At 51.7% G+C, this 21,066-nt stretch carries 21 protein-coding genes and 1 pseudogene; 12 read left to right on the top strand and 10 right to left on the bottom strand.

Translation table 11 applies throughout. From position 1 onward, the window contains the following. The first annotated feature begins 90 nt into the window (after positions 1–90). The 3 genes from O3C79_RS16650 (at position 91) to O3C79_RS16640 (ending at position 4,504) form a co-directional block, all read left to right on the top strand. Complete coding sequence (locus O3C79_RS16650) at positions 91–546, top strand: tripartite tricarboxylate transporter TctB family protein (protein ID WP_494384011.1); 456 nt, start codon at positions 91–93, stop codon at positions 544–546. Between the two features lie 15 nt (positions 547–561). Next, positions 562–2,073 (top strand): tripartite tricarboxylate transporter permease, encoded by a 1,512-nt coding sequence (locus tag O3C79_RS16645; protein ID WP_494385804.1) that lies wholly within the window; start codon positions 562–564, stop codon positions 2,071–2,073. 178 nt (positions 2,074–2,251) lie between these two features. Further along, complete coding sequence (locus O3C79_RS16640; RefSeq protein ID WP_494384010.1) at positions 2,252–4,504, top strand: multiheme c-type cytochrome; 2,253 nt, start codon at positions 2,252–2,254, stop codon at positions 4,502–4,504. 28 nt (positions 4,505–4,532) lie between these two features. On the opposite strand, the gene O3C79_RS16635 is transcribed toward O3C79_RS16640, so the two are convergent. The 6 genes from O3C79_RS16635 to O3C79_RS16610 all read right to left on the bottom strand — a co-directional run bounded on the left by O3C79_RS16635 (position 4,533) and on the right by O3C79_RS16610 (position 7,966). Then, positions 4,533–5,300 carry a YhfG family protein gene (locus O3C79_RS16635; RefSeq protein ID WP_494384009.1) on the bottom strand — a complete coding sequence of 256 codons (768 nt, stop codon included), beginning with the start codon at positions 5,298–5,300 and terminating at the stop codon, positions 4,533–4,535. 80 nt (positions 5,301–5,380) lie between these two features. After that, on the bottom strand, positions 5,381–6,091 hold the full coding sequence (locus O3C79_RS16630; protein ID WP_494384008.1) for a hypothetical protein: 711 nt from the start codon (positions 6,089–6,091) through the stop codon (positions 5,381–5,383). 111 nt (positions 6,092–6,202) lie between these two features. Further along, on the bottom strand, positions 6,203–6,700 hold the full coding sequence (locus tag O3C79_RS16625) for a P-loop nucleotide/nucleoside kinase family protein (protein ID WP_494384007.1): 498 nt from the start codon (positions 6,698–6,700) through the stop codon (positions 6,203–6,205). A 54-nt stretch (positions 6,701–6,754) separates the two neighbouring features. After that, the gene (locus O3C79_RS16620) at positions 6,755–7,153 is read right to left on the bottom strand and encodes a VOC family protein (RefSeq protein WP_494384006.1); all 399 of its coding nucleotides are present in this window, start codon (positions 7,151–7,153) and stop codon (positions 6,755–6,757) included. 25 nt (positions 7,154–7,178) lie between these two features. Continuing rightward, positions 7,179–7,766 carry a hypothetical protein gene (locus O3C79_RS16615; protein ID WP_494384005.1) on the bottom strand — a complete coding sequence of 196 codons (588 nt, stop codon included), beginning with the start codon at positions 7,764–7,766 and terminating at the stop codon, positions 7,179–7,181. A 38-nt stretch (positions 7,767–7,804) separates the two neighbouring features. Next, entirely contained in the window at positions 7,805–7,966 is a 162-nt protein-coding gene (locus O3C79_RS16610; RefSeq protein ID WP_494384004.1) for a hypothetical protein, read from the bottom strand. A 165-nt stretch (positions 7,967–8,131) separates the two neighbouring features. Here O3C79_RS16610 and O3C79_RS16605 point away from each other — a divergent pair. After that, a pseudogene (locus tag O3C79_RS16605) lies at positions 8,132–9,089 on the top strand (IS481 family transposase). A gap of 26 nt (positions 9,090–9,115) precedes the next feature. Here O3C79_RS16605 and O3C79_RS16600 read toward each other — a convergent pair. Beyond that, a complete protein-coding gene (locus O3C79_RS16600; RefSeq protein WP_494384003.1) occupies positions 9,116–9,700 on the bottom strand; it encodes a hypothetical protein in 585 nt (194 codons plus the stop codon). A gap of 286 nt (positions 9,701–9,986) precedes the next feature. Here O3C79_RS16600 and O3C79_RS16595 point away from each other — a divergent pair, with 286 nt between their 5' ends. Next, positions 9,987–10,943, top strand: coding sequence for an IS110 family RNA-guided transposase (locus tag O3C79_RS16595; RefSeq protein WP_494384002.1), 957 nt, complete (start codon positions 9,987–9,989; stop codon positions 10,941–10,943). 43 nt (positions 10,944–10,986) lie between these two features. Here O3C79_RS16595 and O3C79_RS16590 read toward each other — a convergent pair whose 3' ends face one another. The 3 genes from O3C79_RS16590 to O3C79_RS16580 form a co-directional block, all read right to left on the bottom strand. Next, complete coding sequence (locus O3C79_RS16590; protein WP_494384001.1) at positions 10,987–11,778, bottom strand: FRG domain-containing protein; 792 nt, start codon at positions 11,776–11,778, stop codon at positions 10,987–10,989. A gap of 149 nt (positions 11,779–11,927) precedes the next feature. Then, positions 11,928–12,464 carry a hypothetical protein gene (locus tag O3C79_RS16585; RefSeq protein ID WP_494384000.1) on the bottom strand — a complete coding sequence of 179 codons (537 nt, stop codon included), beginning with the start codon at positions 12,462–12,464 and terminating at the stop codon, positions 11,928–11,930. Between the two features lie 197 nt (positions 12,465–12,661). Continuing rightward, the gene (locus tag O3C79_RS16580; protein ID WP_494383999.1) at positions 12,662–13,837 is read right to left on the bottom strand and encodes a hypothetical protein; all 1,176 of its coding nucleotides are present in this window, start codon (positions 13,835–13,837) and stop codon (positions 12,662–12,664) included. A gap of 599 nt (positions 13,838–14,436) precedes the next feature. On the opposite strand from O3C79_RS16580, the gene O3C79_RS16575 reads away from it, so the two are divergent. The 7 genes from O3C79_RS16575 (at position 14,437) to O3C79_RS16545 (ending at position 21,057) form a co-directional block, all read left to right on the top strand. After that, positions 14,437–15,090 (top strand): TetR family transcriptional regulator C-terminal domain-containing protein, encoded by a 654-nt coding sequence (locus O3C79_RS16575; protein WP_494383998.1) that lies wholly within the window; start codon positions 14,437–14,439, stop codon positions 15,088–15,090. 581 nt (positions 15,091–15,671) lie between these two features. After that, positions 15,672–16,934: a 5-amino-6-(D-ribitylamino)uracil--L-tyrosine 4-hydroxyphenyl transferase CofH gene (gene cofH / locus O3C79_RS16570; protein ID WP_494383997.1), complete on the top strand. Its 1,263-nt coding sequence runs from the start codon at positions 15,672–15,674 to the stop codon at positions 16,932–16,934. Next, complete coding sequence (gene cofD / locus O3C79_RS16565) at positions 16,934–17,920, top strand: 2-phospho-L-lactate transferase (protein ID WP_494383996.1); 987 nt, start codon at positions 16,934–16,936, stop codon at positions 17,918–17,920. The genes cofH and cofD overlap by 1 nt, the downstream gene beginning before the upstream one ends. 9 nt (positions 17,921–17,929) lie before the next feature. After that, complete coding sequence (cofC, locus tag O3C79_RS16560) at positions 17,930–18,535, top strand: 2-phospho-L-lactate guanylyltransferase (protein ID WP_494383995.1); 606 nt, start codon at positions 17,930–17,932, stop codon at positions 18,533–18,535. A 9-nt stretch (positions 18,536–18,544) separates the two neighbouring features. After that, the gene (cofE, locus tag O3C79_RS16555; protein WP_494383994.1) at positions 18,545–19,342 is read left to right on the top strand and encodes a coenzyme F420-0:L-glutamate ligase; all 798 of its coding nucleotides are present in this window, start codon (positions 18,545–18,547) and stop codon (positions 19,340–19,342) included. Continuing rightward, positions 19,339–20,007, top strand: coding sequence for an NADPH-dependent F420 reductase (npdG, locus tag O3C79_RS16550; RefSeq protein WP_494383993.1), 669 nt, complete (start codon positions 19,339–19,341; stop codon positions 20,005–20,007). Before cofE ends, npdG begins: the two co-directional genes overlap by 4 nt. Positions 20,008–20,049: 42 nt before the next feature. Further along, positions 20,050–21,057 (top strand): TIGR03842 family LLM class F420-dependent oxidoreductase, encoded by a 1,008-nt coding sequence (locus O3C79_RS16545; RefSeq protein WP_010322127.1) that lies wholly within the window; start codon positions 20,050–20,052, stop codon positions 21,055–21,057. The last annotated feature ends 9 nt before the right edge of the window (positions 21,058–21,066 follow it).

Genomic DNA, 21,066 nt, shown 5'->3' with positions numbered 1-21,066 from the left:
GGCTTCAGTTGCTCTGATCACGCTTCAGACGGATCTGAGCTTCGAGTTGACCTCTCAGAGTAGATGCTCTGCTGAAACGAGACCTTCACTATGACACTGCACAGAAAAATGCTCGCCGACCTTGGTGTTCTGGCGGGGTTGGCGGGTTTTACCATTTGGTATCTGCTGGATGCCTGGAAAGCCTCGGCCAGTGCCGAAAACCTGATCCTGATTGTCCCTATCGCGGCTATCGTCCTGCTGCTCTGCTTGCTGGATCTGTTCACGCAGCTGAAAAAGGGCGTAACCGACGATCATCGGAATCGCGAACCTGTTGCCAGCATCTTGCCGGTGATGGGGCTTTTTGCTGCCTACGTGCTGGCCCTGGAATGGCTGGGGTTTGATCTGGGCACGGTGCTCTTTGTGGCCGGTTTCCTGTTGCTGCAGGGCGAACGCCGTTGGGTGTGGGTGCTGGGCTACAGCCTCTGTTTCGGTTTTCTGGTGGCGCTGTTCTTCGCCAACATGTTGCCGTACCCCATGCCGATGGCCCTGTTGCCAACCGATTACTGATTCAGGAGACAGATGATGATCGATTTTGCCGCAGCGGCTGATGCTCTCAGTCTGCTCTTCTCCAGTGCCACCCCCTGGCTGGTGGTGGTACCCGGTATCCTGATCGGCCTGATTTTCGGTGCCGTACCCGGCTTGCAGATCTCCATGGCCATGGCGATCTTCCTGCCCATGACCCTGTATATGGACTTCATGCAGGCGATGCTGTTTCTGACCGCCATCTTTACCGGCGGCTCTTTCGGTAGTGGTGTACCCGCTATCCTGATGAACATTCCCGGTACCTCTTCGGCGATTGCGACCGCCTTTGATGGCTACCCCATGGCGCGCAAGGGTGAACACAACCAGGCGTTGGGGCTGGCGTTAGGCTCCTCAAGCTTTGGTGTGTTGCTGGGATACCTGATCCTTTTTGCGCTGATCCAGCCGATTTCCGGGCTGGTATTGAAACTTGGCCCGGCCGAGATGTTTGCCGTGATTCTCTGGGGCATGACACTGATTGCCAGCCTCAGCGGCACCCATATGGTCAAGGGCCTGATCGCCGGTATGGTCGGTTTGCTGGTGGGCACCATCGGCTTCAGTGAAGCCGGCATGCTGCGTGGCACTCTGGGCAATGAATACCTGCTCGACGGTGTGCCGGTCATTCCGGCCATGATGGGCATGTTTGCCGCCTCCGAGTTGCTGCGCCTGGTGAACACGCCGTATCTGGTGGAAAACGAAGCTGCCCGTAAAGTGAACATACGCCTGATCGTGAAAGGCTTCTTCCAGGCGTTCCGCTACCCGACTGTTCTGCTGCGAGGCAGTGTTATTGGTGTCTTTGTGGGTGCCGTACCGGGGGTTGGGTCGTCTGTTTCCAACCTGCTGTCTTACATTGAAACCAAACGCCGTGACGCCAACCCTGAAAGTTTCGGTGAGGGTAACCCCAAGGGTGTAGTGGCATCTGAATCGGCCAACAGCACATCAGAGGCTGGTTCCATGGCCACTCTGCTGGCGCTGGGTATTCCCGGTGGCGGTGCTACAGCAGTCATGCTGGCAGCCTTTGCCATGCATAACATCACCGGTGGCCCCCAGTTTATTCGTGAAGAAACCGATGTGGTATACGCCATTATCTTCGCCAATTTCGGTCAGGTGATTCTGCTGATGGCGCTGGCGCTGATGTTCCTGCCCATGCTGGCCAACGTGGTGAAGGTGCCCATGCGTTACCTGATTCCGTCGGTACTGGCGCTGGCAGTCTTCGGCTCCTTTGGTCTGACCGGCAATATCGCAGGGCCGATGACAGTGCTGGTCTTTGCCGTCATTGGCTGGCTGTTCCGTCGCTACAACTATTCAGTACCGGCTGCGGTGATCGGCATCCTGCTGGGCAGCATGGCTGAAAGTTCATTGCTGCATACTTACCAGATCAGTGGTGGTGAGCTGAGCTATGTGCTGGACCGTCCTGTCACCATTTTGATTCTTTGCTTGCTGGCACTTTCCCTGTTCGGCAACAAGCTGATGAAACTGATAACGGCAAAACGCGCTATCAAGGCAGGGGCGTAACACCCGTTTGGCAGCTTTTTGTTGATTCGGGTGAAAACCTAAGCAAACGGATCAGCTCGCAAGCGATGAGTCGATAATTTATATTGAGGGTATATAAACGGGCTTGGCCTTTCGGGGTCAGGCCCGTTTCACATTATAAAAACACTATGCCCAGTGTGGCGCACTGATAAGACCGTTGATGAACACTAGAGCAATAATAAAAATACTTCTGTCGACCCTGCTATTCCTGTTTACCGCATCGGGATATGCACAAGAGAATGAACCTGATCAGGCCAAATATGTCGGCGGCCAAGAGTGCGTGCAATGCCACCAGAGTGAATACCGGGATTGGCAAGGGTCACATCATGACCTGGCCATGCAGGACGCCACGCCTGAAACCGTATTGGGCGATTTCAACAATGCCCGCTTTGACTATTTCGGTGTTGAGTCCGAGTTTTACCGCATGGATGACAGGTTCTTTGTCAAAACCGATGGGCCTGATGGCCAGCTGACGGAGTATCCCATTGCTTATGCCTTTGGCGTCTATCCGCTGCAGCAGTACCTGATCAAATTTCCCGGTGGCCGCTTGCAGGCACTCAATATTGTGTGGGATACGCGCAGCAAGGAAGAAGGGGGCCAACGCTGGTATCACCTCTATCCGGATGAGCCGATTCGCCATGACGACGAGCTGCACTGGACCGGTCTGAACCACAACTGGAACTTCATGTGCGCCGATTGTCACTCCACCAATCTGCAGAAAAACTACAACTCCAATACCGACAGCTACGACACCACCTGGAGTGAAATCGATGTCAGCTGCGAAGCCTGCCATGGTCCTGCTTCAGAACATGTCCGCTGGGCTGAGGCCGAAGCAAAAGGCACAGCAGCTTCCTACCACTGGGGCGAACACAAGGGGTTTAGTCTGGCCTTTGATGAGCGCAAAGGCGTTGCCTGGAGCATGAACCTGGAAACGGGCATCGCCAAGCGGAGCGAGCCGCGCACCACACAAAAAGAGCTGGAAACCTGTGCCGCCTGTCACTCACGCCGATCCACTGCACACCCCAATGCCAAACCGGGGCAGCCCTTTGGCGACAACTTCCACCTGAGTTTGCTCAGAGAGCCGCTGTACCATGTAGATGGCCAGGTTGATGGCGAGGTGTATGTCTACGGCTCTTTCCTACAGAGCAAAATGTATCAGGCCGGTGTGACCTGCTCCGATTGTCATAACCCGCACAGCCTGGAGCTGAAAGCGGACGGCGATCAAGTGTGTGCGCAGTGCCATTCTCCGGCCAAGTTTGCACAGAAATCGCATCACATGCATGAGCCGGAGTCTGAAGGCGCCAGTTGTGTCAGCTGTCACATGCCCGAGAAAAATTTCATGGGCGTGGATGCGCGTAATGATCACAGTTTCCGTGTGCCCAGGCCGGACCTTTCTGCCAGCCTTAGCGTGCCCAACATCTGCACCGCCTGTCACGACGATCAGGATGCGAACTGGGCCGCGGATAAGCTGGAACAACATTTTGGCAAGCCGGAAAACGATCACTACGCCTGGGCATTGGCGGCCGGGCAGAGTGGCATTCCTCAGGGAGAGCCGCTGCTGTCGCGCTTGATTATGGATAAAACCCAGCCTGAAATTGTACGTGCTACTGCCGTCACACTGATGCCGCAGTACCTGTCACAGGAGTCGGCACAGTTGCTGCAAATGGTGGCGCAAAGTGATGAGCCACTGATGGGTCTGGCGCTGGCATCCGCCGCAGAGGAGATCCCGGCGCAGTACCGTCAGGTGTTTACGGTGCCGCTGTTGTATGACGACAGTCGCGTGACACGTGGGCTGGCAGCCCAATCCATGGTGGGATTGTCGATGGAGCGTTTGCCGGCACGCGTTAAAGAGAAGTATGAAGAAGGGCTGGATGTGTTTGTACACTCCAACCAGTTCAATGCGGACCGCCCTGAGTCCCTGACCAACCTGGCCAACTTCTATCAGCAGCAGGGTATGCGTGATGCAGCCGAGCGTTATTACCGCCGTGCCATCGAAATGTCGCCCTATTTTACTCCGGCATTTATTAACCTCTCCGAGTTGAACCGCCAGCAAGGGGATGAATCTGCCGTGCGAGAAGTACTGCAGGAAGGCCTGGCCAAAGCGCCCCAGCCGGCAGTGATTCACCATGCCATGGGTCTGTCCTATGTGCGTGAAAAGAACATGCCGGAGGCACTGAAGTACTTGAGGATGGCGGCCGAAGCCGAGGGATCATCAGCACGTTATCTGTACGTATACGCGGTGGCCCTGAACTCCAACGGTCAGGCACCTCAAGCCATTGAAGTGCTGGAGAAGGGGCTGGAGCGCTATCCGGCGGATACCAGCCTGCTGTCGACGCTGGTGTCGATTTACGAGCGTCAGGGTAATGCCAAAATGGCGGAGTACTATCGACAGAAACTGGCCGGAAGCAACTGAGTCGTAGTAACAGGCCTTGGAATGAAGGTCAGTTGGACGATAAACGGGAGCCTATGCAGGTGTTGAACACCGCCTGCATGGTCTCAAACTCGCACAGCGCGGCATCGATACTGGCCTGCATCCATACCTCGCGGTCCACCGGCTCCCAGTCCACCTCAAAGCCGGCGTTAATGATGACAAAGTCGCACCAGAGCCTCAGCGTGCGGCCATTCCCCTCCCGAAACGGGTGCACCATGTTCAGATCGCCACAGGCTTCAGCCAGAGCCTCAATCAACTGATCCCGCGAGTGTTCTGTCAGCCAGTGTTTATCGGCCAGTGCCGAGCAAAAACGGTCTCCCTCCGGATGGATGCGCGGCACGGTACAAAACAGGGTGTTGCCCTTGGCAATATCGGTCGTGCGCAGTTTTCCCGCCCAGGTGAACAGGTCGGCGAACAGCTGCCGGTGCAACTGGCACATGAAGGCCAGATCATAGGGCGGCGGACAGAACTCGATGCGGTCTGCAGCCAGGCTTGTCAGCGCCTGCTCGGCGGCCTCCAGTGTGTCGGCGTTGTCGATATTGAGACGGTTGATCAGCAGGTGTGAATCCGGGTAGCAGTAAGGGTCACCTGCATGAGTCTCAGCCGTGTCAGGTGCCTTTTGTGCATAGCGGGCGATCACACGTGAGCGTGATAGATCTTCGCAGGCCGCCAGCTCCTCGCCAAGCGGGAAGCCCTCAAGACGCAGGCTGGCCAGATAGTTGTGATGCCGCACCTTGGCAAAATACGCCGCCTTGGCGCTTATGGACACATCGGACATAGTGCCGCTCCCGTGCCTGATTCAGGTGATAGGGTGAGTATAGACGTCTTCACGGGTTGTACAGAACGCCCGCCTTGTGCTCATACCAGAGCTGTGCCATCGGCACTGATTCGCAGCGTGCCATCATCCGAGAACATTAGCGCGATTTCCGGGTAGCTGCGGTTGTCATTCAACAGGTGGCTGTATTTGTCGATAACAGCGTCTATTTCGGTCTGGTTCTGTGCCTGGGCATACTCTTCATGGAAAGGCTCCAGCTCCTTCAGCGCAGCCAGATGTGAAGACAGGGCATTGGCGGTACTCAACTCACGTGCCATGGCCGGATTCTCCTCCAGCGCAGCTTTCAACTGATCGGCATAGGGATAATCTGCCGGTAGTACCATATTGCCGCTGGAATCATAGCGGATACTGTCCGGCGCCTCGGGAATATAGTGCTCGGCGAGGAAGTCGGGAAATACCTTGGAGATATGATCCTGCAGTGCCCGTACGTTCTTTTCGCTCGGCATCAGAAGTCTGTCCAGCGACAGAGTAGGCGAGGAATAGCCGCCACTGAAATAGGTACTTAGGCTCAGGTTTTCCTCACCCTTGCCTGTATCCATAGGGTAGACATCATCCGCCGCCGAGACACTTTGCCCCAGTGCAGAAATACGGGTGGAGCGGTCAGCATTTTCCGTACCGGCCTGGCTGGAGGGGAGGGCATTTGCCGCTGTCTTTACGTCGCTGGCTTCCACCGCAGCTGTGGTTTTTCTGAAAATACCGAGGTAACTCTGGGCATTACCGAATTGAATGGCCATCACGGACTCCCTTTCGTTTTGGATTGATCAGTGAATGAGCAAGGATTGGGCCAACAGCATACTCATTGGGTCTTGAAGGTCAGGAGTCGACCTACTTTGTGCCGGTGCTTATTATGAACTTCCTTCCACACGCACTACATTCAATCCTTCAGCAGCACTGGGTGCTTCAAAGTACCGGGTAACATGATGAAACACCGATTCAGTATCAAAGTGTGCCCTTTCAGGCTGCTCAACACGGCGCTTGGCGATTTGAGACAGGCACTGATCGTTGCTTACATCGAGGTACAAAAGCGCGTGTTCACAGCTTATCTCGCTGCAAAGAGATGCAAACCACAACCTTTGCTTCACCATGTTTGCAGGGAAGTCCATCACCACATTGACCCCGACACACAGAAGACTTTGAACGTGCTTTCTGACAAAGGGTTTTATGCGATTCGAGTACTTAATGTAGTCATCAAATGACTGAATTTGGTAAGGAAAGTGTTCCGCTAGCCATTCGTCTTCTGATAGCAAGACAGCATTGTGCTCGGCAGCCACCTCTCTGGATTTTGTCGACTTGCCTGCCCCCATCTTTCCACAGAAGAAGAACAGTTTTCCCGGGTTATTCATGTTTGATCCTTTGAGCGGGTCCTTGTCCCTTTAAGTTGTTTCCTGTGTGCGTACTTACGACACCCACTCTCTATTTTGAAGAACCACACGATACCCATCAATATCCTCGAACGTTTTACCTACAACATCCCAATAGTTGTTATAGGAAGGTACGATAATAAACCCCGCTTTCTCCATTTTTTGGCAACATTGAGACCAAACATCATGTTCAGGTAAATAGAAAATAAGCAGGTTATCTTGAGTAGGAGCTTGCCCCACAGCCATACCTATATGATGGGTGAATTCAAGGTGATAATTATGAGCCTCATGACCAATGATAGAACCATCAAAGCCATTATGATCTTTAAAAGAGCCCAGTAACTTAAACCCTAGACCGTTTAAGTACATTTCCGTTATTTTTGTTAAATTATCTGTGGGACGTGCGACTCTAATTTTTGCTGATTTAGGTATCACTGACACCTCCATTTTATTAGTCTTACTAAAAAGCACATAACGCTTTGTTAGCACCTGAGTACGTGGTGATTACGAGCTCAATAGTGGGCCAAAAAGGTTTATATTGCCGCCCTAATCTACTAAACCAAGGGTCATTTTTATAAGCAAGTTGATCAGCTGCAAAAATTTCTGGATTGTAGTATCTGTAGTTTCGCTCTTCAGCTAGTCTCAAATTTTCAACAGCCTTTTTACTATCACCTTTTGCCATATATACTAACGAAAGAGCCCAAAATGTATCAGCTGTAACTTGGTAATCACCGGGTCCTTCAAATCCATTTTTAGCTTTAATGAAATATTTCATTGCAAGATCAATTTCGCCTGTACGAAAATAGAACCAGCCTACTTGATGCATACGCCAACCAAATCGAGGTAGATCGCTTTCGATTACTGGCAAAATCATCTCAAAGTCTTGTGAGAATTCTAGCGGCTCGCCAGCATTCACAATTGACATCAAATAGGAATCAATAAGGGCTACTAGTTTTTCTGCCTCAACATTGTCCTCCTTAAATTTCTTATATGCTGGCCTGAGAACCTTTATGGCAGCGCTGTACTCTTCGTCATTTGACAGCGCCATACCATTTAAAAGCTGTTGATACGGAACAATTTCTTCTTCTACAACTGTGATATCTTTTGATCAAACCAAAAAAAGACTCCATAAAGAGCCACTATCAAGCTAGAAATACCTGATAATATTCCTACCCAGTTTCCTACAGAAAAACGACCTCCTGAATTAGAGGTATCTGCTGGGACCGTATCGCTATCCTGCTCGTTCATTACTCTTCCTTTGGGTTGCTAACGCCTCAATAACCGGCAGCCGGAACGAAGCAAAGCGTAGTGTAAGCTGTCCGGCGCCGTAGGTGTGGGTGCTAAGGAGGTTGTTCACGCCGGTTAAGTTCGAGATGCTGGTTATCGCCAAACAAACAGCACAGAACAACCGACATGAACAACCCTCACAAGAATGCCCGAACTACGCCTCATATTCGAGCCCTGATCGTTGATCGAGCCCTCCGTAAACAGCAGCCGGTGCGAGACATTGCCAGCACTTTTGGTATCAGCACGCACACCGTCTACAAGTGGCTTGCTCGTTATCGAGAGGCTGGTGAGGCTGGTCTTGAGTCAGCATCCAGCCGTCCCCATGCCTCACCGAGGCAGATGCCGAAACAGTGGATTGAGTTGATTCAGAAGATGCGCCTGACGCTCAAGTGGATAGCCAAGCAGATCGCACAGGCACTAAGTCTGGCTTATTCCACCGTGACAGCTGTACTGCGTCGACTGAAGCTCAATCGCGCCTCACACCTGGAGCCGGTGCAACCTGTGCAGCGCTACGAGCACCCCGCGCCGGGTGACATGCTGCACATGGATATCAAGAAGCTGCCTCGCTTCGACAGGCCCGGCCACCGTGTAACAAACAACCGTCGCCAGAACACGCGAGGTGCGGGTTATGAATGCGTCCATATCTGCATTGATGATCACAGCCGCTGGGCGTTTGCTCGGGTGCTACCAGATGAGCAGCAAGGCACCACAACGCGCTTTTTGGAAAACGCTCTGGCGGCCTACCGCGGAATAGGTGTGGAGGTAAAACGTCTGATGACCGATAACGGTCCAGCCTATCGCTCACGTCGGTTCAATGCAGTTTTACAACGGGAAGGGATCAAGCATGTGTACACGCGCCCATACACGCCCAGAACGAACGGCAAGGCGGAGCGTTTTATACAGACAATGATCAGGGAGTGGGCATATGCGGTGCCCTACGCAAATGACATATCAAGGATTTGGGCGCTGACAGATTGGATCAATCACTACAATAAACAGCGCCCTCATGGCAGTATCGGAAATCTACCGCCGGTGTCTCGAATACCGAAGCTGCGTGAACAACGTGTTTAGTATTCACACGTAGGCGCGTAGTTAATTGATTTGTTAGCATTAAGCTCGGCACTCCTTTTGGCGTAGCTCTGATTCGCCCGAAGTATCTATTACTGGTTGATCAAGTACGAACATTTTTGCTTCCACATGGAAACTATAAAAACACTTGCTGCTGTGCAATGTTCTCCCATTACTAGCATCAACAACTCGAATGTATAAGTAATACTCTGCAGGAGATATGTAGGCAAGAGAGGATGTATTAACCGCACCATGCTGAGCATTTAGAGTTATTGCGTGCTTGTACATATTGCTTCCTGCTTCGGACTTGCTCAAGCTAACTGTTTGTGATTCATAAGAAAATGGAAGGTGCTGAGGCTTTCCATTTTTTCCTTCTAAAAACCCCATGTTTGTGTCTACTCGCATATAATATTGCAAGTTGGTTTTACTCGTGTTTAGAACCTCTAGATTGAATTCTGCCTTACCCTCTTTGATATTGTTCAAAGGCAGCATACCTGGCCGAATGAGTGCGGTTTTTTCATAGTCCGCATTGTGCTGAGACCAAGAAAAATAAAATGCCATAGCACTTATTGTAAGTGAAAGAAGCGCAATCCCTATTGTTGCTTTGTTAAACGTACTTTGGTTCATATGATACCTTAACGCCGTGCTAAGGGGCCGAATCAGCGTAGCTGCGAAGGTCCCAGTGAGTGAAACGAACGACCTTGAGCACCTTGTATGGATAATTCCGTGTGTTTTCCGGGTAAATTGGGACCCACCCTCAACGGCCATTGAGGGCCTTCATGCAGCAGCTCGATTGAGCGACGGCTCCTCTTGCGAGAGACCGATAACAAGTGGGTAGCGCTGCATGACTCGTTAGCGATAACTCGAACAGTCATCGGGGCCCCGAGCCCGCATAGCAAGGCAGAGTTAGCTTATGACCATACACACAGAAAGCCAAATTGAAATCAACGTCGGCGTTGACGTCGGTAAATCCACACTCGATATCGTCCTGCATCCGCTGGACCTCCATTTCCAAATCCCGAACGAAGAAACGTCTATCCGTAAGATCGTTCAGATCCTTAAATCCCAAAATGTCACACGCATTGTCACGGAAGCCACGGGCCGCCATGAACATGCATTCGTGTTTGCTTGTGACCAGGCAAACCTGCCCATTGTCGTGGTCAATCCTGTCAGCATCAGGCGCTACGCCCAGGCCATCGGCGTACTGGCTAAAACGGATAAGATTGATGCCAGTGTCATCGCCCGTTTTGCCGCAACCATACAGCCTGATATTAAACCTATACCCGACAAACAATCCCGCCTGATCAAGGACTTACTCATTCGGCGTAGCCAGCTGCTTGAAATGCAGACCATGGAGAAAAACCGCCTCCAGATCTTGCCCAAAGCCCTGCACCGCTCTATCAAAACATTGCTACGCTCACTTGAAACTCAGATAAAGACTATCACCAAACAGATCGATGAAGCCGTTATGCAGGTCAAGCATTGGCGTACCAAAACCGAGATCCTGACCAGCGTGCCTGGTGTCGGTAAAGTCCTCGCGTACACCTTGCTCAGCGAGCTTCCGGAGCTCGGTAAGCTCAACCGTAAAGAGATCGCCGCACTCGTCGGTGTCGCACCCATGAACCGAGAAAGCGGCACCTGGAATGGCAAACGGCGTATTCGCGGAGGCCGTCACCGTATCCGCACGGTCATGTTCATGGCGATGCTGTCATCCATCCAATGTAACCCCGTCTTCAAGCGCTTTTATGAACACCTGAAGTCTGAGGGTAAGCTGCCCAAAGTGGCGATCATCGCCTGCATGCGCAAGCTCATTGTAGTGCTAAATACCATGCTCAAAAACGAAGAGCTTTGGCGTCATAAAACAGCCTGATTATTTATGCTGGACACCACAGTCACTTGTTAGAACTACTATCTCAGTAGTTCACTATTTCTAAATGTGCATTACAGTATTCTGATGCTCCACTTAAATCAGGAAACAAAGTTGAGTGGTTGATATTCATCCTATTTAAATACTGCATACAAGAAGTTAGTTGCACAGAAGGAATGTCAACTCTTATAAGTTCCATATAGTATTTTGAATCAGAAGTTGCAAATTTTTTCATCCAATTTTCCATGTCTATATTGTTGGGGCCTCTTGTAAAAAGCCCTCGCTGGCTAACTAGACGAGCATTTTCATCACTTAATGGCCTAACTACCTTAACAGTTGGCTTTTGATTGTTCACTAATTCAACTTCGTCGGATTCTACGATTATGTTGTTTCTGTCTTCAACTGAGCTTAATGAAAGAGCAAATACAGACATTGTTTTGGACTTTTCTTTTAACGCCCCCAACGCAGCAAAATACAATGCTACGAATGGAGACTCTGTCCAATCTAATAATGGCGTAGCTAAACCATGATGTTGACCTAGAGCCCACCAATCATTTTCATTTTCCATAGAGCTAGGTGACGGTCCTCTACGACCTCTCGTCGCGAACATAAATTGATTTAAGTGAGCCTCTCGCTTATACGAATTTGGATCAGAGATCATACGGTCTATAGTCGGCTCTAACTTCCACTTACTACAACCATGCCCACGATAAACGTAACCAGTATATTCGAGCATTTCTTGGTTAACGAAATCAGAAAAATATTTCCAAGAAGATAACTTGTAATTTTTTACGCCCTTATCACCTACGTCGCTTGTCCATCTAGGTTTTCTGCCCATAATTATCCCGATATATTACAGTTTGCTTGTGTTCTAACGCTTGCACCATGCGTGCCCTTGGAATGGAGCCGAAGGCGCAATGGAAAAGGCGTCGCCGTGCCTGGACTTGTTATTTAATTTTAAAGACTTGGCCAATGATTCTAAATTTTTTATACCTTTCCTAAATGCGAGTCTATCAATTCAAAGAGCGAGTTTATTTTCGTGAAAATGTCTCCTTTTCGACGAATAAAGCTCGCCTCCACATCCGCTCGAGTACTGAAAGATTCTGTCACATCAATCATAACGTCAAAAAGTTGCCCACGAGTCAAAAAACTAGCTGGATCGATAGTTTCATGTCTATGTTCTTGAGTGAGCTGATTGTATTCATCAAATACTGTTTGTACCGCACGGAATCCTTGCGCATCAAACAGAAGGCCTGAAGGGAGTGCAATAGCCGAATGAGCAGGTCTTCTGCTTTCACTACCATGAAATACCGCAACTTTAAGGTCTGGAAGTTGCTCTGAAATCCAGTAAGTCATTTCATGACAACGATTATAACTGTAGTTATTTATGAAAACCTTTATTTCTCTAATGGTGCTTGACTCAGAATCAGAGACATCGAAAGAACCTATTACTTCAGAGGTCGAGAGCAACAGAACTTCTTCTCGTTGAAGCATATCTTTTGCTAATGCTGATAATTCATCCATATTCCTAACCGATTTTCCTTTCTGCTAAAAGCTAGACATATATTGAGTTCATATCTGGCTTGTGGAAGCCCTGTTCTAAAGTCACATAACGCCTTGGGTAAGCTGCCGGTGCGGAGCGCAGCGTAGTACCGGTCAGCTTGACCCACTGGTTATGCATACTATTGCCTCAAAACCACTATTGATTACTACTAAAGCTATCACGTATAAAAAGCGAGCTGGTCTAAAGTGAGTATTGCTTGTAAAGCCCGAGTCATTGTGTAGCTTTCCTGAGAAGCGGCACCATGACCGACCGCATGGCGTGAGCCTGCGCTCCCTGAATCACTACTAGGATCAAAATTGCCGAACGTATATTCTTTCAAGTAGCGCCCAAACTCTTTAGGAAACAAAAGTGTATTGCTTGCCCCTGCTTTGCGTTCAGCAGATAATTCTGCAAAAGCCAACAGCTTATTGAGTTTAGCTCCCTGTCCCTCATAAGCTGCCCGATGCGCCCCATTTAACACCCCCTCTATTTCAGTGAGTAAAATCTTAATCACGGAAAAGGGGTCTTTGTTGTTAAATGCATTTATTGCGGATTTCAACAACCCTTCTTTGTCGCTGAAATGTGATTTAGCCATCCAGCGTTCAAGAATTTTTTCAGTTCGAGAAGGATCAAACTTAGAAAGAACTTTCTCTTCAACCTCGGTTAGATCAAAGTCCGCCTCGCAATTAAGCAAAATATCTTTAAAATCTGAATTAATTATTTCTACAAACGGGAACCACCCTGCTTTAATTAAGCGATCGAAAACAGTTGAATCTCCGAGGCCATCGTAAAGATGCCGATATTTCATCTGGCGATATAAACTGCCAAGTGTTCTTTCAAACCCTTTGAGGTCAATCTCTCCATCGGGGTTCATATCAAAGGCCAAGGCAAAGCGCCAATCTTGCCTAAATAAACATACAAGCTGGTCTTCTTTCCCGATATCCACACATGGAAATGACATTCCAGTAATATCAGCAATATCACGTTCGAATATCACCGTACCCGCTTTTATAGATCGCTTTACAGCGCACTGCATGCTAATCGCTGCGGTATCTACCCAAAGCTCCGCGAGCCCTTTTGGTTTAAGCACCAACAGAACTGTATCTGCGCGGCGTAGATTAACTGAAGTACCTGCTTGCCTAGCCAAATGAGTAATGGCATTAACAAAACTGTCCGCAATTCGGTGAAAAAGCTGCTCATCGGAGGTTAAAGCCAATTTAGTCCAAATCTTTATCTTCTGCCCGTCCTTACCGGGTTCTGCGGAAACGCCGCCAAGAGGTTCGACATCAGTAATCCTTATAGGCTCTCCTATGTTTTGAACTTCAATATCATGTAATGAAGTGTCTTTACTCATATCGATGTGACCTCTGCAAAAGGCACCTTTCAATCAATTGCATAACAGTTCATTTATGAGGCCTACTACCTCATAACAATTTTTAGCGGGTATACCTTTTAATTCTGGCGATTGAGCATATTATTTTTGATAAATAATATAATATTTTCTTCAAATCAGCCTGAAGGGTACTTTTGCATCTGAAGAACACACTCAGCGGGTACAGCCAGAAATGGCAGTAGTGAGATCATCAGAGGTAAAGCGTGATTGTGAAGAGGTGTCATCATCCCTGGTTGTCCTTCCTTAAGTGCCGACTGTCACCATGCTGTGCAACTTGCCCGCACGGCGCTCCCTGTCTTCCATCCACAACACTATAGCCAGCGATTGCTACGCTGGCCACCCGACCTAAGTAAAATCCCAAATTGGTTATGTTTCCAGTTCAAACAGTCCTTGGTAAAGAGTGCTCCGTTACGCATGCCCCTACGTAAGGCGTGATGTAGTTGTCATGCAATTGGACTAGAGTTTGGGTATGTTCACGGGCGTTTCGCCGGATATGACAACTCAATAGTTACCATCTGGTAAGATACACCCAGAGTCACCTATCTATTTGGATGTAAAGAATGCCGATTTCAGCGGAAGAAACTGTTGAACAGAAACCCCGCCGTCGCTCCCGTATTCGGGAAGCGCATGAAGCTACTGTACTGAGTGCCGCCGAAGGGCTGTTTGCCATGAATGGCTACAACGGCACGTCGATTGAAGCCATTGCCGATAAAGCCGGCATGTCGAAGCAGAACCTGCTGTATTACTTTCCTTCGAAAGAAGTGCTTTATAAGCGCGTACTGTCCAATATCCTGAGCCTGTGGGTCGACAAAATGCAGCTGCTGGAACAGCAGGGCAAGGAACCGGCCGACATGGTGCGCAACTATATTCAGGGCAAAGTGGAGATGTCGCGCACCAATCCTGATGCGTCCAAGGTGTTTGCCATCGAGATCATCAATGGCGCGCCTTACCTTAAAGAGTACCTGCAGAACCATCTGCTGCCGGTACTGGAAGAAGACGTGAAACTGGTACGCAGCTGGATAGAAGAGGGGCGTATCGATGCGGTTGATCCCTATCACCTGTTCTTCCTGATCTGGTCAGCCACTCAGACCTATGCTGACTTCTCGGCACAGGTGAGCCTGTCCTTGGGTAAGGATTCGCTGGATGATGAAGACTTCCAGAACGCAATCGACTTCCTTACTCATGTAATCATCAAGGGCCTGGGCATGAAGTAAGCCCGCCCGACTGCAGAGAACCGGTGCCAGCTCCCTGGGCGACACCGGTTTTTTTTTGCCTGTCGTTCGACGGAACACGTTTATCTGATCTTCGATATCTCTCTCTTCGGTGCCATCTCTTTGGTGTATCGGTCCGATTTTTTTCTCTGCGTAAGCCTGCATCAGTCAGCTGAATTTTGAGTAAATCACTTAAAAATCATTAAGTTACATTCTTTTGAAAGCACGGATTTTTTTTGTGTTTAATTTCTTGACCACGTGGCAAAATTTGATCTAGTATAACTTTACCGTTTGGTAAAAAGTTTGTAGCGAAAACCTGAAGCCGAAAATAAGAATAAAGACGGAGATAGGGTGTGATGAAGGATTGGAGTATTCCGCTTCATCACAAGATGCGCCTGATTTTGATATGCATGGGCAATGTACCCCTGCGCCAGAATTAAGCGTCGCTGACTTCCTTTCTATTCGCCTTATTCATGTTTATTCCTGTGCAGCAGTTTTAGGACCGGCCCAGGCGTTTATGTTCTGTTAATCAGAATGGCTACGTCTTTTCTTAGGTTTCATCTAAATGCGTTAAGGAAAGAATCATGAATGCTCCCAGTGTTTTAAGTCTGAGAACCGATAAAACTGAACACCACAAACTGCTCAGAATGTTCGCTGGGATCAGTTCATCGGTGCGCCATATCCTGACCTCGGTTCTGGCCGGAATCGAACTCTCCGAAGCGGATGCCGTGAAGCTGTTTCAGGCGGAAGGCGCCGAGCTGGATGCCCTGGTGGCCACGGCTGACTACGTGCGCAAGCAGGCTGTTGGCAACGAGGCCAGCTTCGTTATCACCCGCAATATCAACTACACCAACGTTTGCTACATGGGCTGCAAGTTCTGCGGCTTTGCCAAGCGCAAAGAGGAGCGGGGCGCTGAGCTGCTGAGCCTGGATGAGATTGCCGGACGCGCTCAGGAAGCCTGGGACCGTGGTGCCACCGAAGTGTGTATTCAGGGCGGCCTGCACCCCGATATTGATGGCAGTTTCTACCGCGATATTCTCAAGGCCATTAAGAAACAGGTTCCGGCGATGCATATTCATGCCTTTTCGCCGTTCGAAATCTGGTTTGGCGCATTAAAAAGCAAAGTCAGCGTGGCCGAGTTTATTCAGGACCTGATTGACCATGGTTTGGGATCCATGCCCGGCACGGCGGCTGAAATTCTGGATGTTGAAATCCGCCAACAGCTTACCCGGGATAAACTCACCACCGAGCAGTGGGTTGAGATTATTACCACTGCGCACCAACTGGGTTTGCCCACCACCGCCACCATCATGTACGGCCATATTGATAGCCCCGAACACTGGGCCGCACATATTGGCAAAATCCGCGAGATTCAAAAGCAGACCGGTGGTTTTACCGAGTTTGTGCCTCTGGGTTTTGTGCATTATGAATCACCGCTTTACGTCAAAAACGGTGATGTGCGACCGGGGCCGACACCGGAAGAAAATATCCGCATGCACGCGGTATCACGCCTGATGCTCAACGGCTGGGTGGACAATATCCAGGCGTCCTGGGTCAAGCTGGGGCCTGAATATGCTCAGCAGATGCTGAAGTCCGGGGCCAATGACCTGGGCGGTACGCTTATGAATGAAAGCATCTCTCGTGCCGCCGGTGGCAAGAACGGCCAGGAGATCGTGCCCGAGGATATGGTGCGCATGATCGGCGAAGCAGGGCGTGACCCCGTGCGACGCAACACCCTGTACAGCGTTTTGCAAAGCTATGAGTACACCCCTGAGGTTTCCAGTTCAGAGATGCTGGCGGCGTCGCAGGGTGTTCAGTTGATCGCGACCAGCCGGGGAGTGATCTGATGAATACCCATTCCTCCCCCAATATCGTCATGCTCTGTGGTGGTGTCGGCGGCGCAAAAATGGCGGAAGGCTTTGCCCACAGCCGCTTTGCCGACAATCTGAGCCTGATCGGCAACGTAGCCGATGATCAAGACTTCCACGGGCTTTGGGTCTCACCGGATATCGATACCCTCACCTACACCCTCACCGACAATATCGACCGCAACAAGGGCTGGGGTCTGGTGGATGAAAGCAATCGGGTACTGGACCAGCTTAAAGCGCTGGGCGCCGATACCTGGATGTATCTGGGGGACAAGGATTTCGCTACTCACATTCTGCGTACCCAGCTGCGCCATCAGGGCGTGCGCCCCACCGAAATTGCGAGCCGCATAGCGGAGTCGTTTGGCCTGGATGTGCCGATCATTTTGCCCACCGATGATGTGATTCAGAACCAGGTGAAAACCGAAAACGGCTGGGTGGCGTTTCAGGACTTCTTCGTTAAATGGGGCTGCCAGCCGGACGTGCTGGAGTGCCGTGTGGTCGGCATCGATCAGGCGGAGGCAACACCGGAAGCACTTCACGCCATCGCTCAGGCCGACATGATCGTCATTGCGCCGAGTAACCCCATTGTCAGCATCAACCCCATCCTGTCGGTGCCCGGCATCCGTGAAGCGCTGGAGCTGTCATCGGCCTTCAAGGTGGCGGTGTCTCCGCTGGTGGCGGGCCAGACGGTGAAAGGGCCTGCGGACAAGATGATGCTGGCCGCCGGTTACCGGGCTGATGTTCAGGGCGTTGCCGATTTCTACACCGGAGTGGTCGATGCGCTGGTGATCGATCAGCAGGATCGGGCTTATTTGGGTGCGGTTGAGCAGCGGATTGAGCACGTTCTGGTCACGGATACCCTGATGTTCAACCGGGCCAACAAGGTGCGCCTGGCTGAAAGCATCGTGCACGCCTATCAATCATGCACCGCTCGGCAGACGCCCGAGTTGCAGCAGGCAGGCTAGGAGACACGCATGAAGCTCTCAATCGTCATTCCCATGAAGTGTCCAGACCAGGCCAAGGGCCGTCTGTCTGAAGTGCTGACTCAAGGTGAGCGCAAGGCGCTGGCGCTGGCCCTGTTTGAACGCAATCTCTGCTTCTTTCGCAGCCGCTTTCCCGAGCACAACCTGCTGGTAGTGACCGCATCCGAAGAGATCCGGCAGCTGGCAGAAGCGGAAGGGGCAGAAGTACTGCAACAGGCCGACGCCGGTTTGAACGCGGCAGTTGAAGCCGCTGCCCGCTACAACCGTTCGCGCGGTGTTGAATCCCAGCTGGTGGTGCCCGGTGACATCGAAACCCTGGATCAGGGTGAGCTGGCCACGCTGCTGGACCAGCCTCGTCAGCGCGGCTCGGTGGTGGTGTGCCCCTCCTATGACGGCGGCACCAATGCGCTGTTGACCACTCCGCCCGATGCCATGCCGTTCAGCTATGGCCCCCAGTCCTGTCGCGCACACCTGTTATCGGCGCTGCAGTTGGGACTGCAGGCGAAGCGGCTGTACCTGGAGAAATTGTCATTCGATATCGACCTGCCCAGTGACCTGTTTCGGGTGGCTGCCGGCAGTGTGCCGAAAACGGCGTAGGGGAAGGTCATGGATACGCAAAACACTAGCCGAAGCAGTACCGATGTGGTGATGCAAACCGTTGATGGCATCCCCGATATCCAGCCGGGCGATAACCTGCCGGAGATCATTCTGGCGGCTCTGGATAGCAACCGTCAGTCGCTGGATGACGGCGACATTCTGGTGATTGCCCACAAGGTGGTTTCCAAGGCTGAAGGGCAGATTGTCGATTTGGACAGCGTTGAGCCTTCGCCGGAAGCGTTGCGACTGGCGGATGAGCTGGCCAAGGATCCGCGCAAGGTTGAGGTGGTGCTGTCCGAATCCAACCGACTGGTGCGCACCTCCAAACGCCCGGAGCAGACCGAGGGCACCATCATCGCCGAGCACCGTTTGGGCTTTATCTGTGCCAACGCGGCGGTGGATGAATCCAATGTGGATGCGGCCGGCAAGGTGATCCTGCTGCCGAAAGACCCGGATCAGAGTGCCCGCAATATCTGTCAGGCGCTGGAGCAGGGCAGTGGCAAGCAGCTGGGTGTGATCATCACCGATACCTTCGGGCGCCCCTGGCGCATGGGGCTGGTCAATGTGGCAGTCGGCCTGGCCAACGTCCCCAGCAAGATTGATATGGCAGGCGAACGGGATGCCTACGGCCGAGTGCTCTCGGTCACGGTGCCCGCGCTGGCCGACGAGATAGCGGCGGCTTCCGGGCTGCTGATGAGCAAAGAGGGCAAGAAGCCGGTTCTGATTTTCAAAGGCATTGATTGGCAGAAGAGCGAAAGCTCGGCGCGCGATCTTGTCCGACCACAACAAGAGGATCTATTTCGATGAAGATAGCAATTTTGGGGGGCACCGGTCCTCAGGGTAAAGGGCTGGCACTGCGTTTTGCGGCCGCGGGCATTGATGTCGTACTGGGTTCGCGTGATGGCGCTCGCGCCGCCGAGATCGCGGACGAACTGAACGCCAAACAGGGTTCGGTAGAAGGCCAGATCACCGGGGCCGGTAACGTTGAAGCGACTGCCGCTGCCGATGAGATCGTCATTCTGGCGGTGCCCTTCTCGGCCCATAACGCCACGCTGGAAGCCATTCGCGAGCCGCTGGCGGGCAAGATTCTGGTCGATATCGTGGTGCCTTTGGCCGACGGCGATCCAAAAGCCGTTGCCATGCCGGCTGAAGGCTCAGCCACCGAAGCGGCTCAGGCCCTGCTGGGTGATGACATTCCGGTGGTCGGCGCGCTGCATAACGTCTCCGCTGCCACGCTGAACAACCTGGGCCACGCCATCAACTGCGACATTCTGGTGTGCGGCAACAGCCTGGAAGCCAAAGAGAAGGTGATCGACCTGATCGCCATGCTGGATGTGAAAGCCTACAACGCAGGCCCTGTCGTCAACGCACGCTGCATTGAAGCGATCACACCGATTCTGATCCGTCTGAACATTTCCAAGAAAGTGCCCTTTACCCATGCCGGTATCAAGATCTGGGCACCGGACCACTAACTGACGTCAAAGACGCAATACTGAACAATTAGGAGAATAATTATGGACTTCGGTATTACTTTCAAAGGCTTCATCAGCCCTGAACGCGCGCGTAACCTGGCCAAACAGGCTGAAGAAGCCGGTTTTACCCACTGCTGGTTCTACGATTCGCATGTGCTTTGGCGTGAGTGCTATCCGGCCATCGCCATGTGCATGGAACACACTTCCAAGATCAGCTTCGGTCCCTGTGTAACCCACCCGAATGCACGTGACTGGTCCCAGGCGGCAAGCCTGTTCGGCAGCCTGGCGCTGCAGAGCGGTGGCCGTTTCCACGTAGGCCTTGGCCGTGGTGACAGTGGTGTTCGTGTATTGGGCAAAAAACCGGCCAACCTGGCGCGTGTGGCCGAGTTCACTCAGGCCGTAAAAGGCATGGTGCGCGGTGATGAAGTGCAGTACGGCGAGTGCCCGGCCCCGGTTAAATTCCCCTGGGCGGAAGGCTATGAGCTGCCGGTCTACATCGGCGCCTACGGCCCCAAAGCGCTGGCGACCGCCGGTGAATACGGTGACGGCGTCATCCTGCAGATCGCCTCTCCGGCACTGGTGAAGTGGTTCACCGATCAGGCACTGGCCGCCGGTAAGGAAGCGGGCCGCGACATGAGCAACTACCAGGTGATCGCGTCTGCTCCGGCGTACTTCGGTACCCGCGAGCGCTGCATCGAAGCGACCCGCTGGTTCCCGGCCATGGTGGGTAACCACGTGGCGGATATCGTCGAGAAATACGGTGCACACAGTGGTCTGGTGCCGGAAAGTCTGACCTCCTACATCGAAAACCGTAAGGGCTACGACTATTCCAAGCATGGCCAGAGCGATAACCCCTATCTGGACTTCATCACGGAAGACATCGTGGAAGACTTCTGTGTACTGGGTGGCATCGACGAGCACATTGCCAAGCTCCGCCATCTGGAAGAAGCCGGTACCACACAGTTCAACATCTATCTGGATAGCGGCGACGAGGAAAGCATTGTCGAGAAATACGGCAAGCACATCATTCCTCACTTCAATAAGAAGTAAGACCGCTTG

Source organism: Marinobacterium sp. NO-S09, from assembly GCF_059179545.1.
Note: the sequence above shows the minus strand (reverse complement) of the source record. Positions and strands in the feature narration are given on the sequence as shown.